Source organism: Rhizobium sp. PAMB 3174, assembly GCF_052908375.1.
Genome location: NZ_CM128608.1, coordinates 2,508,364 through 2,529,651 on the forward strand (window position 1 = coordinate 2,508,364; position 21,288 = coordinate 2,529,651).

The 21,288-nt window shown below is 63.9% G+C and carries 20 protein-coding genes; 8 read left to right on the forward strand and 12 right to left on the reverse strand.

What is annotated here, in order from left to right:
- Positions 1–48: 48 nt before the first annotated feature.
- The 3 genes from ACU5AY_RS12090 to ACU5AY_RS12100 form a co-directional block, all read right to left on the reverse strand.
- Positions 49–1,029, reverse strand: a complete 981-nt coding sequence (locus tag ACU5AY_RS12090) for an NAD(P)H-quinone oxidoreductase (protein WP_446829008.1) — start codon at positions 1,027–1,029, stop codon at positions 49–51.
- Positions 1,030–1,135: 106 nt separating this feature from the next.
- A complete protein-coding gene (locus ACU5AY_RS12095; protein ID WP_446824959.1) occupies positions 1,136–2,929 on the reverse strand; it encodes a bifunctional diguanylate cyclase/phosphodiesterase in 1,794 nt (597 codons plus the stop codon).
- Between the two features lie 108 nt (positions 2,930–3,037).
- Positions 3,038–3,295, reverse strand: coding sequence for a ribbon-helix-helix domain-containing protein (locus ACU5AY_RS12100; RefSeq protein ID WP_446826392.1), 258 nt, complete (start codon positions 3,293–3,295; stop codon positions 3,038–3,040).
- Positions 3,296–3,631: 336 nt separating this feature from the next.
- Here ACU5AY_RS12100 and betI point away from each other — a divergent pair, with 336 nt between their 5' ends.
- The 3 genes from betI to betB are packed head-to-tail and all read left to right on the forward strand — an operon-like array spanning position 3,632 to position 7,220.
- Entirely contained in the window at positions 3,632–4,234 is a 603-nt protein-coding gene (betI, locus tag ACU5AY_RS12105) for a transcriptional regulator BetI (RefSeq protein WP_446826393.1), read from the forward strand.
- Positions 4,231–5,757: a choline-sulfatase gene (betC, locus tag ACU5AY_RS12110; protein ID WP_446826394.1), complete on the forward strand. Its 1,527-nt coding sequence runs from the start codon at positions 4,231–4,233 to the stop codon at positions 5,755–5,757. The genes betI and betC overlap by 4 nt, the downstream gene beginning before the upstream one ends.
- On the forward strand, positions 5,757–7,220 hold the full coding sequence (betB, locus tag ACU5AY_RS12115) for a betaine-aldehyde dehydrogenase (protein WP_446826395.1): 1,464 nt from the start codon (positions 5,757–5,759) through the stop codon (positions 7,218–7,220). The genes betC and betB overlap by 1 nt, the downstream gene beginning before the upstream one ends.
- A 20-nt stretch (positions 7,221–7,240) precedes the next feature.
- Here betB and ACU5AY_RS12120 read toward each other — a convergent pair whose 3' ends face one another.
- Both ACU5AY_RS12120 and ACU5AY_RS12125 read right to left on the reverse strand, forming a co-directional pair.
- Entirely contained in the window at positions 7,241–7,591 is a 351-nt protein-coding gene (locus ACU5AY_RS12120) for a helix-turn-helix domain-containing protein (RefSeq protein WP_446826396.1), read from the reverse strand.
- Between the two features lie 6 nt (positions 7,592–7,597).
- Positions 7,598–7,975 carry a type II toxin-antitoxin system RelE family toxin gene (locus ACU5AY_RS12125; protein ID WP_446826397.1) on the reverse strand — a complete coding sequence of 126 codons (378 nt, stop codon included), beginning with the start codon at positions 7,973–7,975 and terminating at the stop codon, positions 7,598–7,600.
- Here ACU5AY_RS12125 and betA point away from each other — a divergent pair.
- Both betA and ACU5AY_RS12135 read left to right on the forward strand, forming a co-directional pair.
- Positions 7,974–9,623: a choline dehydrogenase gene (gene betA, locus ACU5AY_RS12130; protein WP_446826398.1), complete on the forward strand. Its 1,650-nt coding sequence runs from the start codon at positions 7,974–7,976 to the stop codon at positions 9,621–9,623. The genes ACU5AY_RS12125 and betA overlap by 2 nt on opposite strands.
- A gap of 134 nt (positions 9,624–9,757) precedes the next feature.
- Positions 9,758–11,137 carry a chloride channel protein gene (locus tag ACU5AY_RS12135; protein WP_446826399.1) on the forward strand — a complete coding sequence of 460 codons (1,380 nt, stop codon included), beginning with the start codon at positions 9,758–9,760 and terminating at the stop codon, positions 11,135–11,137.
- Between the two features lie 4 nt (positions 11,138–11,141).
- On the opposite strand, the gene ACU5AY_RS12140 is transcribed toward ACU5AY_RS12135, so the two are convergent.
- The 5 genes from ACU5AY_RS12140 to ACU5AY_RS12160 all read right to left on the reverse strand — a co-directional run bounded on the left by ACU5AY_RS12140 (position 11,142) and on the right by ACU5AY_RS12160 (position 15,591).
- Entirely contained in the window at positions 11,142–12,173 is a 1,032-nt protein-coding gene (locus tag ACU5AY_RS12140; RefSeq protein WP_446826400.1) for a sulfate/molybdate ABC transporter ATP-binding protein, read from the reverse strand.
- 9 nt (positions 12,174–12,182) lie between these two features.
- Positions 12,183–13,067 carry a sulfate ABC transporter permease subunit CysW gene (gene cysW, locus ACU5AY_RS12145; RefSeq protein WP_446826401.1) on the reverse strand — a complete coding sequence of 295 codons (885 nt, stop codon included), beginning with the start codon at positions 13,065–13,067 and terminating at the stop codon, positions 12,183–12,185.
- Positions 13,057–13,920: a sulfate ABC transporter permease subunit CysT gene (gene cysT / locus ACU5AY_RS12150; RefSeq protein ID WP_446826402.1), complete on the reverse strand. Its 864-nt coding sequence runs from the start codon at positions 13,918–13,920 to the stop codon at positions 13,057–13,059. Before cysT ends, cysW begins: the two co-directional genes overlap by 11 nt.
- Before the next feature lie 4 nt (positions 13,921–13,924).
- Positions 13,925–14,944 (reverse strand): sulfate ABC transporter substrate-binding protein, encoded by a 1,020-nt coding sequence (locus ACU5AY_RS12155; RefSeq protein ID WP_446826403.1) that lies wholly within the window; start codon positions 14,942–14,944, stop codon positions 13,925–13,927.
- A 206-nt stretch (positions 14,945–15,150) separates the two neighbouring features.
- Positions 15,151–15,591 carry an RrF2 family transcriptional regulator gene (locus ACU5AY_RS12160; protein ID WP_446824970.1) on the reverse strand — a complete coding sequence of 147 codons (441 nt, stop codon included), beginning with the start codon at positions 15,589–15,591 and terminating at the stop codon, positions 15,151–15,153.
- Between the two features lie 260 nt (positions 15,592–15,851).
- Between ACU5AY_RS12160 and ACU5AY_RS12165 the strand changes: the two genes are divergently transcribed.
- From ACU5AY_RS12165 to cysN, 3 genes are all read left to right on the forward strand, one after another.
- The gene (locus tag ACU5AY_RS12165; RefSeq protein WP_446826404.1) at positions 15,852–16,601 is read left to right on the forward strand and encodes a phosphoadenylyl-sulfate reductase; all 750 of its coding nucleotides are present in this window, start codon (positions 15,852–15,854) and stop codon (positions 16,599–16,601) included.
- A 174-nt stretch (positions 16,602–16,775) separates the two neighbouring features.
- Positions 16,776–17,726, forward strand: a complete 951-nt coding sequence (gene cysD, locus ACU5AY_RS12170; protein ID WP_446826405.1) for a sulfate adenylyltransferase subunit CysD — start codon at positions 16,776–16,778, stop codon at positions 17,724–17,726.
- Position 17,727: 1 nt separating this feature from the next.
- On the forward strand, positions 17,728–19,206 hold the full coding sequence (cysN, locus tag ACU5AY_RS12175) for a sulfate adenylyltransferase subunit CysN (protein ID WP_446826406.1): 1,479 nt from the start codon (positions 17,728–17,730) through the stop codon (positions 19,204–19,206).
- 330 nt (positions 19,207–19,536) lie between these two features.
- On the opposite strand, the gene ACU5AY_RS12180 is transcribed toward cysN, so the two are convergent.
- Complete coding sequence (locus ACU5AY_RS12180; RefSeq protein WP_446826407.1) at positions 19,537–19,755, reverse strand: PilZ domain-containing protein; 219 nt, start codon at positions 19,753–19,755, stop codon at positions 19,537–19,539.
- 202 nt (positions 19,756–19,957) lie between these two features.
- Complete coding sequence (locus ACU5AY_RS12185) at positions 19,958–21,175, reverse strand: NAD(P)/FAD-dependent oxidoreductase (RefSeq protein WP_446826408.1); 1,218 nt, start codon at positions 21,173–21,175, stop codon at positions 19,958–19,960.
- Positions 21,176–21,288 lie beyond the last annotated feature (113 nt).

A 21,288-nucleotide genomic window follows, 5' to 3' on the forward strand; every position in this document is an offset into this window, starting at 1 on the left:
ACCCTTAATATAGTTCATTTGAGCAGCAATACAAGGAACCGGTATGGCTCACATCTCCAGCATGATCTTGCCGATGTGGCGGCTGGATTCCATCAGGCGGTGGGTCTTGACGACGTCGGCGAAGGACATGGTGGTGTGGACGACGGGGGCGACCTTGCCCTCGTCGAGCAGCGGCCAGACCTTCATCAACAGCTGGTCGCGGATCTCGCGCTTTTCGTCTGCGGTGCGCGGGCGCATGGTCGAGCCGGTGACCGTCAGCCGCTTGAGCATGATCGAGGTCAGGTCGACCTTCTCGGCAACCGCGCCGCCGAGGAATGCGATGATGACGAGGCGGCCGTCGCGGGCGAGCGAGCCGATGTTGCGCTGGAAATAGGAGGCCCCGATCATGTCGAGGATGACGTCGACGCCGGCCTTGCCGGTCTCCTGGCGGATGACGGCGGCAAAATCCTCCTCGCGGTAGTTGATGGCGCGCTTCGCGCCGAGCTCGACGCAGGCATCGCACTTCTCCTTCGAGCCGGCAGTCGTATAGACCTCGGCGCCGAAGGCGCTGGCGAGCTGGATCGCCACCGTGCCGATGCCGCTCGACCCGCCATGGATCAGCACCTTCTCGCCTGCCTTCAGCCCGCCCATCATGAACAGGTTGGCATATACGGTGAAGAAGGTTTCCGGGATTGCGGCGGCGCGCAGTGCATCGTAGCCCTTGGGGAAAGGCAGCGCCTGACCGGCTGGGACGGCGCAATATTCGGCATAGCCGCCGCCATTGGCGAGCGCACAGACCGGATCGCCGATGGAAAAGCCGTCGACATCCGGGGCGATGGCGGCGACCGTGCCGGCAACCTCGAGACCGAGGATGGGGCTTGCATCTTTCGGCGGCGGATAGGTGCCCTGGCGCTGGGCGACATCCGGACGATTGACGCCCGCCGCCTCAACCTTGACAAGGATCTCGCCGGACTTCAGCTCCGGCAACGGGCCGTCGGCAAGGTGCATGACCTCCGGCGCGCCGGGCGCGGCAAGCGCCACGTAGCGCATCTTTTCGGGCAATGACACGGATAACTCCCCCTTTCAGGCTGCGACTCATACGTCCTCAAAAGAGACTATAGGGCGCTGACCGCCGATTTCACCCGTCAATCGTCGATCAAATCTCGCGGAAAACCAATCCGGCATCGCTCTCCTTGGCCTCGCCCTTGATGTCGGCGATCGCGGCGCTGATGCGGCCGATGTCCTCGATGACAAGGCCGCAAGGGAGTTCGATGACGGCGATCGAGCAGCGCAGAAGCGGGAAAAACTGGCTTTCGCCGCTGCGCCCATGGCCGAAGATGCCGCCGGCGGCGCGGTCGGCCTCGGAATAGAGTTCGGCCGCATCGCTGCGGAAATCCTGCTGCAGGCGGGCGAGCACCGCGGCGATTTCCGCCCGGTTGCGGCTCGACGATCCGATGAAGAAATCGTCGCCGCCGATATGGCCGAGGAAATCGCCCTGCGAGAAGAAATAGCGGTGCATGAGGCGGGCAAAAAGCGCGATCGCATGGTCGCCTGCCTGGAAGCCGTAATGATCGTTGAACGGCTTGAAGGTGTCGAAGTCGCAATAGCAGAAAAAGCGGTTCTCATCTCCGTCACGTGCGCTCATCTGCATGAAGTCGCGGATCGAGCGGTTGCCGGGAAGCCCCGTCAGCGGGTTCTGGTCCTGGGCAATGCGGACCTGCTTCTCGTTGATGATCTTGATCAGCGAAGCGGCGGAGATGACGCCGGCATAGCGCATGTTCTCGGTGAGGATGATGCAGTCGGCGCCTTCCACATTGGCAAAGGTCGCCATCAGGCTTTCGGCATTGCTGTCGAGGCCGACGACCGGCACGCGGTCGACGAAATTGGCGATGGTGCGCTCGTAGAGACGGTTCTTCAGAAGGTCGCGGCCGAAGGGCTGGTAGATGTATTCCTTCAGGTGATGCTCGTGGATGACGCCGCGCGGCTCGTCATTGGCGTTCAAGACCGGGAAGAAAGCCTGCTTGGGGTTCTGGCGGAAATGGGTGAAGACCTCCTCGATGCCGTCGTTTTCGTGGACGACCGGCAGGACTTCCACCTGCTTGCGGATGAGGATCTCGTCGAGCGACTGCAGCGATGGCTTGGGACGCCCGACCTCCTGCAGATGCGGGAAGGACTGGCGCAGTTCGGCAATCGCGGTCGTCGGCCTGGCGATGTACCAGCCCTGCACAAGATCGGCGCCGTATTCGCGGCAGGCCAGGAACTCGGCCTCGGTCTCGACGCCCTCGGCGATCACCCGGACGCCCAAGACATGCGCCATGTTGACCAGGTGCTTGAAGAGATGCCGCTTGCGGCCGCTGCGGTCGATGCCGGAAACGAAGTGGCGGTCGATCTTCATGTAGTCGACCGGATAGTCGCAAAGGAGCTTGGTCTCGCCATGGCCGACGCCGAAGTCGTCGATCGCCAGCTTGAAGCCGGCCTTGCGGGCCTTTTCGAAGAAGCCGCCGAATTCCGGGACGCGGGTGTTGTCGAAGCGCTCGGAGAGCTCGAAGCAGATGGAGGATGGGGGAATGGCGTTCTTGGCGAGATGGCGCACGAGACGCTCGATGATCTCCTCGCCCTGAGGGATGAGGCGGACGTCCACATTGAGGAACAGCGTCGTCGAGGCAAAATCCGGGAGGGTGGCGAACTTGGCGAGCGAACGGCTGGCCAGCATCTGTTCGACCGCGACCAGATGGCCGGTGGTCGCGGCATGGTCGAGGAAGTCGAGCGGGCTGGTGAATCCGATGCGGTCGAAGCCGCGCAGCAGGGATTCATAGCCGAAGACGGCGCCGGTGCCCGCTTCGACGATCGGCTGGAAGGCCGTTTCGACGACCAGTTTCGCGAGTGACACAAGCTGGTCGTCGGCAAAACGGCGCACGACTTCCGCGCCAACGGTCGCTAAAGCGGTCATGAAAAACTCTCCCGGTATGCAATACATTAAATACCGGAACAGCCTGACGAAAAGCCGTCAACAAACCCTTATTTTTCAATGACAGTTCAATGAAGGTTTTATGACGCCTCAGGCGCGCGAGCGATTGCGGTGCGCGTCGAAAAGCTCGGCGATGCATACGCGCCCGGCATAGGCCTCGTCGCCCAGCGTGAAGGTTGGGGACTTGTCGTCCGCAGCAGCCGCCGATCCGTCGGCCTTGCGGGTCTCGGACCAGAGATGCAACGCCTCGCGGACGACCTGGCTGCCGGAGGCATACCCTCCGTTTTCGACGGCTGCGCGGATCTGCGCGGCCTGCTGCGGCGATACCGAAACTGCGATCATGGGCATGGCTTGTCTCCGATCCCGATCTGACGGATGCAAATGCGCGTCAGCGCAGTTCCATCCTTAAGGGTCCGGGCTTGATGCCTTGCGGCGGCCCGGGACATCGTCCGGGGATGGCATTGCGGGCTTATCTCGTCGCCGGAACTTTCCGCTGCGAGCGCCGTCCCATCACGGACAGGGTTTTGACACATCCTCTACAAACGCCACAGTCATTATGGTCCCAATCGGGGGTACTGTCAAAATACCTCGGTGTCGCAGCGCAGAAGCCACAAAAGCGGCCAGTGAGTTTTTTCTTGATTGATCAGTCAATAAAAAATATCCTGCGCCGGAAAGGACCCCATCATGCCCAAAGTCGGAATGGAACCGGTGCGCCGCAAGGCGCTGATCGATGCCGCGCTGCTGACCATAGGCCAGCACGGGTCGCTGAGCGTGACCATGGCGGAAATCGCCAGGGAGGCCGGCGTCTCGTCGGCGCTGGCGCACCATTATTTCGGCTCGAAGGAACAGCTGCTGCTGGAAACCGTGCGCTCGCTGCTGCGCGACCTGCGCGAAGACGTCACGGCGGCACTGACCAATGCCGCCTCGCCGCGCGAGCGGCTGTCGGCGATCCTGCGGGTCAGCTTCCAGGAAGACCAGTTCGCGCCCGGCACGATCGCCGCGTGGCTGGCCTTCTACGCCGAGGCGCAGCGCTCGGAGGAAACCCGCCGGCTGCTGGTCATCTATGCCAAGCGGCTGCGCTCCAACCTGCTCTCCGGTCTGAAGCGCATCTGCCCGCCCGATGATGCGGTGCGGATCGCGGAAGGCGCGGCGGCGATGATCGACGGTCTCTACATTCGCCAGAGCCTGAAGTCGGCGCCGGTCTCTTCCAGCGCCTCCGTCGCCCTGATCGAGGATTACCTGACAATCAAGCTCAGGCCATTCGAACGCGCGGGAGGCGCAGCATGACGGAACGTCCCAATATCCTGATCATCATGGTCGACCAGCTGAACGGCACCTTCTTCCCGGATGGCCCGGCCGACTTCCTGCACGCGCCTAATCTCAAGGCGCTCGCCGCCCGATCGGCGCGCTTTACCAACAACTATACCTCGTCGCCGCTCTGCGCACCGGCGCGCGCCTCCTTCATGGCAGGCCAGCTGCCGAGCCGCACGCGCGTCTACGACAATGCGGCGGAATACGTTTCCTCGATCCCGACCTATGCGCATCACCTGCGCCGCGCCGGCTATTACACGGCGCTCTCCGGCAAGATGCACTTCGTCGGGCCGGACCAGCTGCACGGTTTCGAGGAAAGGCTGACGACCGACATCTACCCGGCCGACTTCGGCTGGACGCCCGACTATCGCAAGCCCGGCGAGCGGATCGACTGGTGGTACCACAATCTCGGCTCGGTGACCGGCGCCGGAGTGGCCGAGATCACCAACCAGATGGAATATGACGACGAGGTCGCGTTCCTGGCCAACCAGAAGCTCTATCATCTCGCCCGCGAGAACGACGACGCTCAGCGTCGCCCGTGGTGCCTGACCGTCTCCTTCACCCATCCGCACGACCCCTATGTGGCGCGGCGGAAATTCTGGGATCTCTATGAGGATTGCGAGCACCTGGAGCCGGTCATCGGCGACATTCCCTTCGAAGAGCAGGACCCGCATTCGAAGCGGCTGATGCTCGCCTGCGACTACGAGAACTTCTCGATCACGAAGGAAGACGTCCGCCGCTCGCGCCAGGCCTATTTCGCCAACATCTCCTATCTCGACGAGAAGGTCGGCGAGCTGATCGACACGCTGACGCGCACGCGGTTGCTGGACAACACCTACATCCTGTTCTGCTCCGACCATGGCGACATGCTGGGCGAACGCGGCCTGTGGTTCAAGATGAACTTCTTCGAAGGCTCAGCCCGCGTGCCCCTGATGGTCGCCGGACCGGGCATTACGGCGGGCCGGCATCTCGCGCCCGTCTCCAATCTCGACGTGACGCCGACGCTTGCCGATCTCGCCGGCATCTCGCTCGACGAGATCATGCCGTGGACGGACGGCGAAAGCCTGAAGCCGGTCATCGACGGCGGGACGCGCACCTCGCCGGTGCTGATGGAATATGCCGCCGAAGGCTCCTATGCGCCGATGGTGGCGATCCGCGAAGGCAAGTGGAAATACGTCCACTGCACGCTCGACCCGGAACAGCTGTTCGACGTCGACGCCGATCCGCGTGAAATGACCAACCTTGCCGACGATCCGGCCCATGCCGACGTCATCGCCGGCTTCCGCGCCAAATGCGCGGCACGCTGGGACATGGACGCCTTCGACGCTGCCGTGCGCGAAAGCCAGGCGCGGCGCTGGGTGGTCTACGAGGCGCTTCGAAACGGCGCCTACTATCCATGGGACCACCAGCCGCTGCAGAAGGCATCCGAGCGCTACATGCGCAACCACATGGATTTGAACATCCTCGAAGAATCAAAGCGTTACCCAAGGGGCGAATAATGCGAGCACAACCGAAAGCCAGCCACTTCATCGACGGAGACTATGTCGAGGACACGAGCGGCACGCCCTTCGACAGCATCTATCCGGCCACCGGAGAGGTGATCGCCAGGCTGCATGCGGCAACGCCTGCAATCGTCGAAAAGGCCGTGGCCAGTGCCAAGCGCGCACAGAAGGAATGGGCTGCCATGGCGCCGTCGGCGCGCGGCCGCATCCTGCGCAAGGCCGCCGACATCATCCGCGAGAGAAACCGCGCGCTCTCCGAACTGGAAACGCTCGACACCGGCAAGCCGATCCAGGAAACGATCGTCGCCGACCCCTCCTCCGGCGCGGATTCGCTCGAATTCTTCGGCGGCGTCGCAGCGGCCGGTTTAAACGGCGACTACATCCCGCTCGGCGAGAGCTTCGCCTATACCAAGCGCATGGCGCTCGGCGTGTGCGTCGGCATCGGCGCCTGGAACTATCCGCAGCAGATCTGCTGCTGGAAGGCTGCACCGGCGCTCGCCTGCGGCAATGCCATGGTCTTCAAGCCTTCGGAAATGACGCCGCTCGGCGCGCTCAAGATCGCAGAGATCTTCATCGAGGCCGGCGTGCCGAAGGGCGTGTTTAACGTCGTGCAGGGCGACCGGGCGACCGGGCCGCTGCTCGTCAACCACAAGGACGTCGCCAAGGTGTCGCTGACCGGCTCGGTTCCGACCGGCCGCAAGGTCTATGAGGCGGCAGCTTCCGGTCTCCGCCACGTCACCATGGAGCTTGGCGGCAAGTCGCCGCTGATCGTCTTCGACGACGCGTCGCTGGAAGACGCGATCGGCGGGGCGATGCTCGGCAATTTCTATTCGACCGGGCAGATCTGCTCGAACGGCACCCGCGTCTTCGTCCAGAAGGGCATCAAGGAAAAGTTCCTCGCCCGCCTCAAGGAACGCACCGAAGTCATCAAGCTCGGCGATCCTATGGACGAGGCGACCCAGCTCGGCCCGATGGTCTCGGCTGCCCAGCGCGAAAAGGTGCTCGGCTACATGGAGACGGCGAAGAAGGAAGGCGCGCGGCTGGTGACCGGCGGCGGCATTCCCAACGACGTGCCGGCTGAAGGCTCCTACATCCAGCCGACCGTGTTTGCCGACGTCACCGACGACATGACGATCGCCCGCGAGGAAATCTTCGGGCCGGTCATGTCGGTTCTCGATTTCGACACGGAAGAGGGAGTGGTCGCCCGGGCGAACTCGACCGAATTCGGCCTCGCGGGCGGCGTCTTCACCGCCGACATCACCCGCGGCCACCGGGTTGCGGACCAGATCGAGGCAGGCACGGTGTGGATCAACGCCTACAACCTGACCCCGGTCGAAATGCCGTTCGGCGGCGTCAAGAGCTCCGGCTTCGGCCGCGAGAACTCGCTTGCCGCGCTCGACCACTATTCGGAGCTGAAGACCGTCTACGTCTCGATGGGACCGGTCGACGCGCCGTATTGAGGTTGAGAAAGATGAGCGGGTCAGACAACCAGATCGTCGAGATCGACGGAGAGCGCGTTGGCGAGGCGTTTCAACACGTCGACCGATCCCGTCTTTTTCCCGTTCTCGATGTCAGAAAGATGGGGTTGCGATATGCCCGCAGCCTTCGCCAGCGCAGCCATGGTCATGCCACGATATTTTCGGTAGGTGCGGAGACGGCTGTCGGTCGCGGCAAGTTCCACAACCAGTTCGTGAGGCCATGTTTCCTCGCCCGCGGCGACGCGCGCCATGATCTTGTTGGCGTGGATGACATCAACGAGATCCTCATAGTCTTCCTCGCTCAGCAGAATGTAGTTCTTGCCGTCAATGGTCAGCCGCTGAATGTCGCCCACGTCTCATCACTCCTTGTATATGCCGCCGCGAGGGCCAGCATCGATAACCATGACGACGATACCTTGATCGTCGATGATGACGCGGTCCTGGCCAACCCGGATGCGGTAGTACTCGCTACCCTGCATCTTCTTTATGTCTACGCTTTCGCCGCGTGCGTAGGCTTCCAGTTTTGCGATGATCGCCAACCGGCGTTTTGGCTGCATACGGTCGAGGCTTTTCTTCGCGTCGCGGCTGTACTGGATCGCCTTCATTACAGCAATATAGCTAATTGCTATATTTTGATCAATCTCTTCATTCGTCAGTTCGCAGACCTGGCCGGTGGAGACCCTATCCCAGTGCCCGGAATTCACGTCCCAAGGGCAATAGGCTCCGGAGAATAACATGCAGGCAGATTACGTCATCATCGGTTCGGGTTCGGCGGGCGCCGCCATGGCTTACCGGCTGTCCGGGGACGGCAAGAATTCCGTGATCGTTCTGGAATTCGGCGGCTCCGACGTCGGCCCCTTCGTGCAGATGCCGGCGGCACTCGCCTATCCGATGGGCATGAACCGCTATAACTGGGGCTATGTCAGCGAGCCCGAGCCGCACTTGAACAACCGCCGGATGATCGCGCCGCGCGGCAAGGTCGTCGGTGGCTCGTCCTCGATCAACGGCATGGTCTATGTGCGCGGCCACGCGGAAGACTTCAACCGCTGGGAAGATCTCGGCGCGCGGGGCTGGTCCTATGCCGACGTGCTGCCCTATTTCAAGCGGATGGAGAGTTCGCATGGCGGCCAGGAGGGCTGGCGCGGTACCGACGGTCCCCTGCATGTGCGCCGTGGCGAAGCGGCCAATCCGCTCTACAAGGCCTTCATCGAGGCCGGACAGCAGGCCGGTTTCGAAGGTACGGAAGACTATAACGGCGAGAAGGGCGAAGGCTTCGGCCTGATGGAGCAGACGAGCTGGAAGGGCCGGCGCTGGTCGACCGCCAACGCCTATCTGCGTCCGGCGCTCAAACGCAAGAACTGCCACCTGATCCGCTGCTTCGCCCGCCGCATCATGATCGAGAACGGCCGCGCCGTCGGTGTCGAAATCGAACGCGGCGGCAATGTCGATGCCGTGCGCGCCCGCAAGGAAGTGATCATCGCAGCCTCGGCCTTCAACTCGCCGAAGCTCCTGATGCTGTCGGGCATCGGCCCGGCGGAACACCTGAAGGAAATGGGCATCGACGTGGTCGCCGACCGTCCCGGCGTCGGCCAGAACCTGCAGGACCATCTTGAATTCTACATGCAGCAGCACTGCCTGCAGCCGATCACGCTCTATTCGAAGAACAACTGGTTCTGGAAGGGCGTCATCGGCGCGCAGTGGCTGTTCTTCAAGAAGGGCATCGGCACCTCCAACCAGTTCGAGGCGGCCGCCTTCATCCGCTCGGCAGCAGGCGTCAAGTGGCCGGACATCCAGTATCACTTCCTGCCTATGGCGATTTCCTATGACGGCTCGTCGCCCGCCAAGGCGCACGGTTTCCAGGCCCATGTCGGCTACAACATGTCGAAGTCGCGCGGCCAGGTAACGCTGCGCTCGCCGGATGTCGCTGCGCCGCCGGTCATCCAGTTCAACTACATGAGCGAGCAGGAAGACTGGGTGAAGTTCCGCCATGCGGTCCGCATCACCCGCGAGATCTTCTCGCAGCCGGCCTTCGATCCCTATCGCGGTCCCGAGCTTTCGCCCGGCCCGCGCGTCCAGAGCGACGAGCAGATCGACGCCTTCCTGCGCGAGCATCTGGAGGGCGCCTATCACCCGTGCGGCACCTGCAAGATGGGCTCGGCGAACGACCCGATGGCGGTCGTCGATCCGCATTGCCGCGTGATCGGCGTCGAGGGCCTGCGCGTCGCCGACTCGTCAATCTTCCCGCACGTGACCTACGGCAACCTCAACGGCCCGTCGATCATGACGGGCGAGAAGGCCGCCGACCACATTCTCGGCCGCGATCCCCTGCCCCGCTCCAACCAGGAGCCGTGGATCAACCCGCGCTGGGAGACGAGCGACAGGTAGAATCGCGGCAAGGGCCGAAGTTTTTTGGAAAAATTCCGGGACCAACCTTGAAAGTGAGGAACAAGGGGAGTTTAACCCCTGCTATCAGCCCCGTTGCAGCCGCCCCTCCAACCGCCTGAAAGCGCCATAAAAAAATGCCAAATTACCGGAAAGCGAAACTCCTCAGACGGTCACGCGTTTTCTGGGGGTCGGCCCGGCTTTGGAAACCGCGCGCAGTGTTCTGGATCGGCGCGCTGGCGATCGGCGTGGTCTCCGTCCTGTTCGCCAAGGCGGCGGACATGGCGCAGCATTACTTCCAGGCGCTGACGACCGGCGGTCCGGCATGGCACGCCTACCTGCCGCTGATCATCACCCCGGCCGGCTTCGTCTTCTGCGCCTATATGGCCGTCGTCTATTTTCCGAACTCGCAAGGGTCCGGCATCCCGCAGGCGATCGCCGCGCGGCACCTGCGCTCGCACGAGGCCCGCGAACGGCTTCTGTCGATGAAGGTCGGGGTCGGCAAGGTGGCGCTGACCATCGTCGGCCTGTTCTGTGGCGCCTCGATCGGCCGTGAAGGCCCGACCGTGCAGGTCGGTGCGGCGATCATGCAGTATGCCGCCAAGATCGGCGGCATGGCGCAGGCGCGCGGCCTCATTCTTTCCGGCTCGGCCGCCGGCATCGCCGCCGCCTTCAACACCCCGCTCGCCGGCATCGTGTTCGCCATCGAGGAGATGAGCCGCAGCTTCGAATCGCGCGCCAACGGCGCGGTGCTCACCGCCGTAATCCTCTCCGGCCTCGCGGCCCTCGGCCTCGTCGGCCACTACACCTATTTCGGCACGATGAACGAAGTCTCGATCGGCATGGTCGAATGGGCGCTGGTCTTCATCTGCGGCATCGGCGGCGGCATTCTCGGCGCGGCCTTTTCGGGCGGCGCGCTGTACCTGTCGATCCGCATCAAACGCTGGACGCTGACCGCACCGCTGAAGCGCGCGCTGCTGCTCGCCGGCGGCTGCGGACTTGGTGTGGCCGTCATCGGCGTCGCCTTCGGCGGCACCACCTTCGGCACCGGCTACGACGTGGCGCGCGGCGCGCTGGAAGGTCAGGCGGCCGATCCCTTCTTCTTCGTCGGCAAGCTCATCGCCGGTTTCCTGTCGATGATCTCCGGCATTCCGGGCGGCATCTTCGCGCCCTCGCTTGCCGTCGGCGCCGGCTTCGGCTCGACCGTCGGCATGGCGCTCGGCACCAATATCGGCCTGGCGGCGCTGCTCGGCATGGCCGGCTATTTCGCCGGCGTCGTGCAGGCGCCGATGACCGCCTTCGTCATCATCCTGGAAATGACCGGCAACCATGAAAGCGTGATCGCCATCATGGCGACCGCCATGCTCGGCTACATCACCTCGCGCCTCTTGTCGCCCGAGCCGCTCTACCACGGCCTGTCGCGCGCCTTCATCGCCGACAGCATCCGGCACACGCGCGCCAGCCAGCGCGCCGAGCAGGATCCCGCCGAGGCCGACGAAGCCACCCCGGCGAAGTAATCGCTCAGAAGAGCTCCCAGCGGGTCGGCCGGAAGGAAATCTCCCGGCCCGGCTCGGCCGCGAGGTTCAGCGGCACGTCGATCTCGATGAGGCCCTCCGGACCGATGCCGGTGTCGATCTCCGCGATGCGGGTGCCGGCGAGCCGGCGGACCGACACCACCCTGCCCTTGAGGGACGGTCCCTCCTCCACCAGTTCGACATCCGCCGGCCGGAAATAGATCCGCGTCGAGCCGGCATGCCGCCTGTCGGCATGAACGCCGCTCGGCGCCATGTTGAAGAGAACCTCGGAGCCGTCGACCAGCACCGGCAGGCTGGCGCTGTCGCCAACGAAGGAGAAGACGAAGGGCGATTCCGGCTGGTCGTAGATGTCATCCGCCGAGCCCACCTGCTCGATCCGCCCGTTGCTCATGACCACGACCCGGTCGGCCAGTTCCAGCGCCTCCTCCTGGTCGTGGGTGACAAACAGCGTCGTGTGGCCGGTGCGGTCGTGGAATTCTCTCAGCCATTTGCGCAGGTCCTTGCGCACCTTGGCGTCGAGCGCGCCGAACGGTTCGTCGAGCAGCAGCACCTTCGGCTCGATCGCCATGGCGCGGGCGAGCGCCACGCGCTGGCGCTGGCCGCCCGAAAGCTGCGCCGGATAGCGGCCCTCGAGGCCGGCAAGCTGGACCATGTCGAGCAGCTCCAGGACGCGGCGGCGGATCTCGGCCCTCGGCGGGCGGTCCGGTCGCTTGCGCACCTCGAGGCCGAAGGCGATGTTGTCGAACACCGTCATATGGCGGAACAGCGCGTAATGCTGGAAGACAAAGCCGGTCTGACGCTCCTGCACGCTTTTCCAGGAGGCGTCCTCGCCGCCGAACAGGATGCGCCCCTGGGTCGGCTGTTCGAGGCCGGCGACGAGCCGGAGCAATGTGGTCTTGCCGGAGCCCGACGGGCCGAGCAGCGCCACGAGTTCGCCGGAGCGGATGTTCAGCGACACATCGTGCAGCGCCGGAAAATCCCCGAATTCCTTGCGGATCTTGTCAATGCGGATATCCATCATCCTCTCCTATCTGTGCGCGCCGTTGCCGACGTCATTGCCGAATTTCAGTTCGAGCACGGCCCTGAGCCCCATCGTCACCAGCGCCAGTACGGCGAGCAGCGAAGCGACAGCGAAGGCGCCGGCGATGTTGTAGTCGTTGTAGAGGACCTCGATCTGCAGCGGCATGGTGTTGGTCTTGCCGCGCACATGGCCCGAGACGACCGAAACGGCGCCGAACTCGCCCATGGCGCGGGCGTTGCAGAGAAGGACGCCGTAGAGCAGCGCCCATTTGATGTTGGGCAGCGTGACCCGGAAAAAGGTCTGCCAGCCGGAGGCACCGAGCGAAATCGCCGCCTCCTCGTCGCCGGTGCCCTGCGCCTCCATCAGCGGGATGACCTCGCGGGCGATGAACGGGAAGGTCACGAAGATCGTGGCCAGCAGGATGCCCGGAAAGGCGAAGATAACGGGAAAGCCGAGATCCTTCAGCCGTGGGCCGAGCCAGGAATCCGCCCCGAAGAGGAGGACGTAGACGAGGCCCGCGATGACCGGCGAAACGGAGAACGGCAGGTCGATCAACGTCGTCAGGAAGGTCTTCCCGCGAAAATCGAACTTGGCGATCGCCCATGCGGCAGAGATGCCGAAGACGAGGTTGAACGGCACCGCGACGGCGGCGACGGCGAGCGTCAGGCGGATCGACGCCAGCGTGTCGGGATCGCCGATCGCCTCGACGAAGCTCGGCCAGCCGGCGCGCACGGTCTGGGCGATGACCGTGCCCAGCGGCAGGACCAGGAACAGCGTGAGGAAGAGGAGCGCCAGCCCGATGACCGTCACGCGGACGGCGACGGGTTCGGACACCGGATCCTGTGCCTTCGGGACAGGAAACGTGGCGACTGAGGTTGTCTCATCGACCATGTCCGCCTCCCCGCTTCTGGCTCCAGCTCTGGATGAGATTGATGAGGAAGAGCATCAGGAAGGAGATCACCAGCATGATCGTGGCGATCGCGGTCGCCGCCGGATAGTTGAACTCCTCGAGACGAATGACGATCAGCAGCGGCGCGATCTCGGAGACATAGGGAATATTCCCGGCGATGAAGATCACCGACCCGTATTCGCCGATGCCGCGGGCGAGCGCCAGCGCAAAGCCGGTCAGGATCGCCGGCAGAAGATGGGGGAAGACCACGCGGACGAGCGTCTGAAGCCGCGTCGCGCCGAGCGTGGCGGAGACTTCCTCCGTCTCGCGGCTGATCTCCTCGATCAGCGGCTGCACGGTGCGGACCACGAAAGGAAAGCCGACGGCGATCAGGGCGACGACGATGCCGGGCGGCGCATAGGCGATCTTGACGCCGAGCGCGGCGAAGAACTGGCCGACAAGGCCCTTCGGCGAATAGATGGCGGTCAGCGCGATGCCGGCCACCGCCGTCGGCAGGGCGAAGGGAAGATCGACGATCGCATCGACGAGACGGCGCCCGGGAAACCGGTAGCGCGTCAGCGCCCAGGCGGTCAGCGTGCCGAAGACCGCATTGACCGCCGCGGCGACGAGCGCGGACAGGAAGCTGGTCTTCAGCGCGGCGGCGATCCGCGGCTCGGCGGCCAGGGCCAGAATGCCCGTCGGGCCGAGCGCCCCCGCCCTCAGCACCAGAGCCGAGAGCGGAATGAGAACCACGAGGGTGAGCATGGCGAGCGAGAGGCCGAGCGCCGGTCCGAAACCCGGAATGACGCTCGGTTTTCGCCACTGCCAGCTCTTTGAGGACAGAGCGGCAGCCATGCGATCAGTTCCCCGGCTTGTAGAGCGTGTCGAAGACGCCGCCGTCGCCGAAGAATTTCGGCTGTGCACTCTTCCAGCCGCCGAAATCGGCGATCGTCACGAGGTCGAGCTTCGGGAAGCGGGCGAGCAGCTTCGGATCGACACCGGACGGATCGGACGGCCGGTAGTAGTGGCTGGCGGCAAGCGACTGGCCTTCCGGTGAATAGAGATATTCGAGATAGGCTTGGGCGACCGCCGTCGTGCCCTTGGCATCGGCATTGCCCTTCACCAGGGCCACGGACGGCTCGGCCTTGATCGAGACCGAGGGGGCGACGATGTCGAACTCGTCCGGCCCGAGTTCATCGAGCGCCAGGAAGGCCTCGTTTTCCCAGGAGATCAGCACGTCGCCCAGACCGCGCTCGGCGAATGTCTGCGTGGCGCCGCGGGCGCCGGTGTCGAGCACGGGCACATGCTGGAAGAGCTTCGTGATGTAGTCGCCAACCTTGGCGTCGTCGCCGCCATACTGCTTCTCGGCCCAGGCCCAGGCGGCGAGGAAATTCCAGCGGGCGCCGCCGGAGGTCTTGGGATTGGGGGTGACCACCTGGACGCCGTCCTTGATGAGATCGCCCCAGTCGTGAATGCCCTTCGGATTGCCCTTGCGGACCAGGAAGACGATGGTCGAGGTGTAGGGAGCGCTGTCGTCCGGGAGCAGCGTCCGCCAGTTTTCCGGGATCTTTCCGGTCCTGGCGGCGATCGCGTCGATGTCCGCCTCCAGCGCCAGCGTCACGACGTCGGCGTCGAGGCCGTCGATGACCGAGCGCGCCTGCTTGCCGGAGCCGCCATGCGACTGATCGATGGTGACGTCCTCGCCGGTCTTTCCCTTCCAGTATTTTTCGAAGGCGACGTTGTAGTCCTTGTAGAACTCGCGGGTCGGATCATAGGAGACGTTGAGGATTTCCTGGCCGGCGATGGCCGGGATGATCGTGCCCGCGGCCAGATAGATCGCCAGGGTGAAGACACCGTATTTCAGCTTTCTGCGTGACATGCTGTTACCTCCGTTTATCGATTGCACTAAAACTCTATCGACTAGGTAGAGTTAGTCAACAATCCACATACGGAACGCAAAAGAGGTTCCCGGCGTGCGGGACGGCGTCGAAAATCATTCCCTGAAAATCGGTTCTGGCAGCAATGGTGACGGTGAAAGGATGGCGGGCGGAAGAAAGCCGTTTCAGCCTTCAGGGGCCCAAAAGCTCACGCCAAAGCGTCGATCGGGTCGCTTTCATCGGCGATCGAGTCGGCGATGGTCGTGTGGAAAAGCACCTGCCGCGTGGCATCCGCGACACGGGCGAAGACCTGGCGGATCTCGCAGCTGTCCTCGCCCGAACAGTCTTCGCAGCGCCTGTACGCGGTCAGCGACAGACAGGGCAGCGGCGCGATCGGGCCGTCGATGATGCGCAGGATTTCGCCGAAGGTGATCTGATCGGCCGGGCGCAGGAGACGGTATCCGCCGTCGCGGCCGCGCCGGCTCTCGACGATGCCCTGGTTGCGCAGGCTCAGCAGAATCTGCTCGAGGAACTTCTTCGGGATTTTCTGGCCTTCGGCGATTTCGGAGATCAGCAGGGGCTTGCTGTTGTCGGCCCTGGCAAGGGCCACCAGCGCTCTCAATGCGTATTTTGCCTTCTGTGAAATCATCGCTGCCAATTGCCCGCCGCCCCGGTGGCGGCACGTCCTCATTCCCTCTCAGGCCGGTGTGCCTGCGAATGGCCTTCAAATCAAGTGCGCGCGGGGGCGGAAAGCGGGCGCGGTCACGCTTTTGCGCGTTATCGGCGCTCTGGAGAGATATTTGCTCCCCCCGCCTGTTGTTTGGAAATCCGTTTTTCTGTCCTTCATGCGGCCGACCTGAAATACTCCGGCTCAATAGGAATGGACTGACAAAGACTGGATGGATCCTCATGACCGCCATCGGCAAAAGTGAAGCTGCGGAATCGCTGAATGAAAAGCTTGCGGGCCTCGACCTCGCGGGCCGGTTGGCGCTGGTCTCCGAACTGGGTGGCCGCTCGGTGTTCACGACCTCGCTCGGCATCGAGGACCAGGTGATCACCCACGCCATCGGCATGCACTGTCTGCCGATCGACGTCGTGACGCTGGAGACCGGCCGGCTGTTTGCCGAGACCGTCAACCTGATCGGTGAAACCGAGGAGCGCTACGGCATCAACATCCGCCGCTTCCAGCCGAACCAGGCGGATGTCGAGGATTATGCCGCCAAGTACGGCATGAACGGTTTCTACGAGAGCGTCGAGGCGCGCCACGCCTGCTGTTCCGTGCGCAAGCTGAAGCCGCTGGCGCGTGCGCTGGAAGGCGCATCCGTCTGGATCACCGGGCTGCGCCGCGGCCAGTCGGGCAACCGTTCCGACACGCCGTTTGCCGAATATGACGCCGAGCGCGGCCTCATCAAGATCAATCCGCTGGCCGATTTCGACATCGAGTCGATCCGCGCCTTCGTCGCCGAGCACGACGTGCCGGTCAATCCGCTGCATGCGCGCGGCTATCCGTCGATCGGCTGCGAGCCCTGCACCCGCGCCATCAAGCCCGGCGAGCCGGAACGCGCCGGCCGCTGGTGGTGGGAGAACGACGAGAAGCGCGAATGCGGCCTGCACGTTCCGGAAGCCGCGGCTTCGTCGATCACGTCGAGTTCACTCTAGAGATCAAGGGCCCCTCATCCGCCTGCCGGCACCTTCTCCCCGCCTGCGGGGAGAAGGAGACAAACAGTAGCCGCAGCATCCCCTCTCCCCGCTCGCGGGGAGAGGGTCAGGGTGAGGGGCAGAAACAACCAAAGGATTGAACCGGCATATCCGGTTCTGAAGAAGGCAAGACAGATGCATATTTCCGAGTTCGATGCCCATATCCAGGATCCGCCGACCAAGGCGCCGCTCGATCCGCACCTGAAGGCGCTGGAAAACGAAGCGATCCATATCATCCGCGAGGTCGCAGCCGAGTTCGAGAACCCGGTCATGCTCTACTCGATCGGCAAGGATTCCTCCGTGCTGCTGCATCTGGCGCGCAAGGCCTTCTATCCCGGCCGCGTGCCCTTTCCGCTGTTGCACATCGACACCGGCTGGAAGTTCCCGGAAATGATTTCCTTCCGTGACGAGATGGCGCGGCGGTTCGACCTCGACCTCGTCGTCTACACCAATCCGCGCGGTGCATCCGAAGGTATCGGCCCCTTCAGCCACGGCTCGTCCTACCACACCGACGTGATGAAGACGGAAGCGCTGCGCCAGGCGCTCGACGCCGGCAAGTACGATGCGGCCTTCGGCGGCGCGCGCCGCGACGAAGAGGCAAGCCGCGCCAAGGAGCGCATCTACTCCTTCCGCACGCCCGACCACAAATGGGATCCGCGCAACCAGCGCCCGGAACTGTGGAACGTCTATAACGGCATGATCCGCCGCGGCGAAAGCGTGCGCGCCTTCCCGCTGTCCAACTGGACCGAAGTCGACATCTGGCGCTACATCCAGGCCGAAGCCATTCCGCTGCCGCCGCTCTACTATGCCAAGCCGCGCAAATACGTGGAGCGCGACGGCATGCTGATGTGGGCCGAAGACCCGCGCTTCGAGCCGCTGCCGGGCGAACAGATCCAGGAAGGCATGCTGCGCTTCCGCACGCTCGGATGCTGGCCGCTGACCGGCGGTATCCGCTCCAATGCCACCACACTCGACGAAGTGATCGCCGAACTGGAGATCGCCACCGTCTCCGAACGCCAGGGCCGTGCGATCGACAGGGACCAGGCCGGTTCGATGGAAAAGAAGAAACGCGAAGGATATTTCTGAGATGACCGCCATTGCAGCAGCAGCCGTTTCCGCCATCCCGGAAACCGCGCCGGAAAAAGCCACCCGCGATTCGCGCCCGCTCCGCCTGATCACCTGCGGCTCGGTCGATGACGGCAAGTCGACGCTGATCGGCCGCCTTCTGTGGGACACCAAGGCGGTCAAGGAAGACCAGGCCGCGACCCTCGAGCGCGATTCGAAGGGCAAGCAGAACGATCTCGGCCTGCCGGACTTCGCCCTGCTTCTCGACGGCCTGCAGGCCGAGCGCGAACAGGGCATCACGATCGACGTCGCCTATCGCTACTTCTCGACCGACAAGCGCTCCTTCATCGTCGCCGACACGCCCGGCCACGAGCAGTATACCCGCAACATGGCGACCGGCGCCTCGACCGCCGATCTCGCCGTGCTGCTGGTCGATGCCCGCACCGGCATCCTGGAACAGACCCGCCGGCACGCCACGATCGCGACGCTGATGGGCATCCGCCAGTTCGTGCTCGCCGTCAACAAGATCGACCTCACCGGCTACGACAAGGCCGGCTATGAGCGCATCGCGCACGAATTCCGCGAGCTCGCCCTGTCGCTCGGCGTCAAGCAGGTGACCGCCATTCCGATGTCGGCGCTCAAAGGCGAGAACGTCGTCTATGACGGCAAGGCGTCCATGCCCTGGTATGACGGCCCGACGCTCGCCGAAACGCTGGAACTCGCCACCGTCCGCTCCGCGCAGACCGTCGGCTTCCGCCTGCCGGTGCAGCGCGTGTCGCGTCCGGGCGAAAGCTTCCGTGGCTATCAGGGCACGGTCGCCGGCGGCGCGGTCAAGCCGGGCGACAGCGTCGCCATCCTGCCGTCGGGCATGATCGCCAACGTCAAGCAGATCGTCACCTTCGACCTCGTGCGCAACGCCGCCGTTGCCGGCGATGCCATCACGCTCGTCCTCGACCGGCAGGTCGACGTCGCGCGCGGCGACATGATCGTTTCGCTCGACAGCCAGCCGCAGACGGGCCTTTCCTTCGACGCGCAGATCGTCGCGCTGCAGCCGGACGGCATCCAGCCCGGCAAGCGCTACTGGCTGAAGTCCGGTTCGCGCCGCCAGCGCGTGCAGGTCCAGCCGGTCAGCCGTCTGGACCTGAAGTCCGGCAAGTGGGAGCAGACCGACGAAGCCTTCACGATGAACGCCATAGGCAAGGTGCACCTCTCCTTCGACGAGGCGGCGATCTTCGACCCCTACGAGCAGAACCGCTTCACGGGCGCCTTCATCCTGATCGACCCGGACACCAACAACACGGTGGCCGGCGGCATGATCACGGCGAAGCGTTCGGACCTTTCCGGCATCAATGCCGCGGATGCCCGCGTGCTGCTGTCGCTGCCGACCGATCTCGCCGACCAGCTGATGGCGACCGAGATTTTCGCCAACCGCCGCGACGAGGCCGAAATCCGCCGCGTCAGCGCCGGCAAGGCGGCCGAAATTCTCGACAAGCTCGACTGAGCGAAATTGCCTCCCAAGCATGAAGAAAACCCCGCAGACATCATGTCTGCGGGGTTTTCATTTCAGGAACAGAATCTGCCGGGGCGGAGGGGGGGGCGACATGGCAGATCCGCTTCCTGACGGGGACCTTTATCAATCCGCGTCTCTCCTAGAAGAAGAAATACCAAATCAGCAGAACGACCACGAAGGGCACGCCCAAGAGCCAAAGTATTAAAGCGCGGATCACGTTGTTTCCTTTCCCGTTCTCTTTCGAGTTCGGTGGGAAAACGCGCCGATCGGCCGTTGGTTCCTTGCTTGACGATATTTTTTAGGAAAAATTGCGAGGCGATCTCAGGAGACGAATGCGACGCCGATTTCCTTCAGCTTGCGCCACTTGATCTCGCAGGCATGCCGGGTGTCGTCGGATAAGACGAGTTCGAACGTCTCGGGGATCTGCATTGCGTTTTCGACGAGCAGCTTGGCGCCCGTTGCCGACATGTTGCGCACCGTGCAGTTGATGGTGCTGTATTCGTGATTGAAAACGATGCGTCCCGCCTTGAGCGACCGCATCCGGTGCTCCCTGCGTCTTTCTTCTGTGTTCCCGCTTTCCATTTGCCCGTTCCTGACGTCATGTCATTGAATGCCAATGATTTAAGTCTCGATACCTTAAAGATCTGCAAACAGGGGCTGCATGGTTTTAACGATACCCGCATTTGCCGCAAAATGGCGGGGTCAAAGTCGCAAATCGGGACACAAGACGCGGGCCGAGGCCTCAGCCCAGCAATGCCTTCAGGTCCGAGGCCGGATCGGCGAGCACGCTCTTGTCCGGGTTGATGCCGCTCTCCAGCATCTTCTTGCCGGTCACATAGGCCTTGGCATCGTTGATCGCGTCGACGGCGATCAGGCGTCCATCGCGGAAATACCAGACGGAAGCGGCGCCTTCCCGTTGGCCGGGGCGCAGCAGGGTTTCGTCGTAGCCCCTGTTGAAGCCGGCGATCTGCAGCTTGACGTCGTACTGGTCCGACCAGAACCATGGTTTCGGGTCGTATGCCGCATCGCCGCCGGCCATGACGGCCGCGGCGGCCTCGGCCTGGTCGACGGCGTTCTGGACGCTTTCGAGGCGGATCTCCTCGCCCTGCCATGGAAAGACCACGCAGTCGCCCATGGCGTAGATGGACGGATCGGAGGTCCGGCAGTGCGCATCCACGACGATCCCGTTGGCGACGGCAAGACCAGCCATCGCGGCGGCGCGATCGTTGGGCGTGACGCCGATGCCGACGACGACGAGATCGACGGGAATGGTGGAGCCGTCCGAGAGTTCGGCGCCGGTTACCTTGCCGTCCTCGCCGATCAGGCGATGCAGGCCGGTTTCCTCGCGAATGACGACGCCGTGGCTTTCGTGGACGGCGCGCATGATGTCGGCGGTTTCCTTCGCCGCGACGCGCTTGAGGATGCGGTCCGCCATTTCGATGACGGTGACCTCGAGGCCGAGCTTGCGGGCGACGGCTGCCGCCTCCAGGCCGATGTAGCCGCCGCCGATGACGAGCAGCCGGCGGCGGGGCGTCATCGCCTCCGCAAGCCGGTCGCAATCATCCTTGTCGCGGACGGTGAAGACGCCGGCGAGCTCGCCGCCAATCGCTTCCGGCAGCTTGCGCGGCGTGGCGCCGGTGGCAAGCGCCAGCGTCTCGTATTCGACCCGCGTGCCGTCCTGCAGGCGGACAGTCTTCGCGGCCCGGTCGATCTCCTCAACCCAGGCAGACAGGCGGATGTCGACGTTGTTGTCGGCGAACCAGCTTTCCGGCCGGAACAGCAGGCGGTCGAAGGTCATCTCGCCGAGAAGATATTTCTTGGACAGCGGCGGGCGCTGGTAGGGAAGGCTCGCCTCGGCGCCGAGGATCGTGATCGGACGTTCGTCCTTCAGGGCCCTCAACTTGGCCGCCAGCGCGAAGCCCGCCTGCCCTGCCCCGACGATCACCAGCCTGCCAGCCATGGCACCCTCCACATATCGTTAGTATAGAAACGAATTTACCAAGATGAAGGTCTAGCGCATCGCCGCCCGAACGCCAAGGGGCCGGCCATCAAACGCGCGTGTCTCTGGCGTGA